Genomic DNA, 965 nt, shown 5'->3' with positions numbered 1-965 from the left:
GAGCTCAAGCGTGTGCGCGACGCCGCCGACGAACTGAAGATGGCCGGCGGCACGGCCCTGTACGACGCGGTACTGGCCGGCCTGCAGCAGATGCTGGAGGAACGCAAGCGCAACCCCGACTACCAGTACTCGGTCGTCGCCTTCACCGACGGCAAGAGCAATATGGGCCGCCGCCTGGAAGACTTCAAACGCGCCTACGAGCAGCTGCCCGAGGACGTGCGCGGCATCCCCGTCTTCATGGTGCTGTTCGGCGAGGCTGATGCGGGCGACCTGAAGGCGCTGGTGGAGATCACCGGCGGCAGGGTCTTCGATGCACGCAAGACGCCGCTGTATGCGGTGTTCAAGGACATCCGGGCGTATCAATGAGCGGGCTTCTCAGATGGCTGAACGCGCCAGCCAACTGGTGCGGCCTGCTGGCAGCGACCGCCGTGCTGGTACTGAAGGGCCTGGGCTTTCTCGGCGGCTGGGGTTTGGGTGTCGCGGCGCTCGGCTATGCCGTCGGCCTGGTCGGCGGCGCGCTGTGGTGGGGCTGGCCCAGCACGCGCGAGGACGAGTGGGAGGCGCTGAACTTCGAGGACGAGGGCGACGCCCGCGAGGCCATGGGCCGGGCGCTGGCCGGTGTGCGCGGCCTGACGGAACACAACCCGGGCGGGCGCATTCCGGCGCCGCTGGCCCAGCGCATCAAGCAGCTCTGCCAGCGCCTCGAAGGCCTGCTCGACCAGTGGGAGCGCAGCAAGGGCCAGCTCAGCCTGCAGGAGACCTTCCACGCGCGCCACATCGCCATCAGCTATCTGCCGCAGGCGCTCAACACCTACCTCAGCATCCCGGCCCAGTTCGCCACCACCAAGCTGCTGGCCAATGGCAAGACGGCGCAGACCACCTTCGAGGGCGTGCTGGCCGAGCTGGAGACCAAGGTCGAGCAGCTCGGCGACGATCTCGCCTCGCAGGACGCCCAGGCCTTCCTG

At 68.5% G+C, this 965-nt stretch carries 2 protein-coding genes; both read left to right on the top strand.

Features of this window, described 5'->3' with window-relative positions; all coding sequences use genetic code 11:
* Nucleotides 1-366: vWA domain-containing protein (locus tag AC1DU6_RS32955; RefSeq protein WP_477862501.1), on the top strand; the 366-nt coding region annotated here is incomplete at its 5' end.
* Nucleotides 363-965, top strand: a 603-nt coding sequence (locus AC1DU6_RS32950) for a hypothetical protein (RefSeq protein ID WP_477862499.1), incomplete at its 3' end; no start/stop codon positions are given. The genes AC1DU6_RS32955 and AC1DU6_RS32950, both read left to right, overlap by 4 nt.

This window comes from Roseateles sp. P5_B10 (assembly GCF_056400485.1).
Note: the sequence above shows the minus strand (reverse complement) of the source record. Positions and strands in the feature narration are given on the sequence as shown.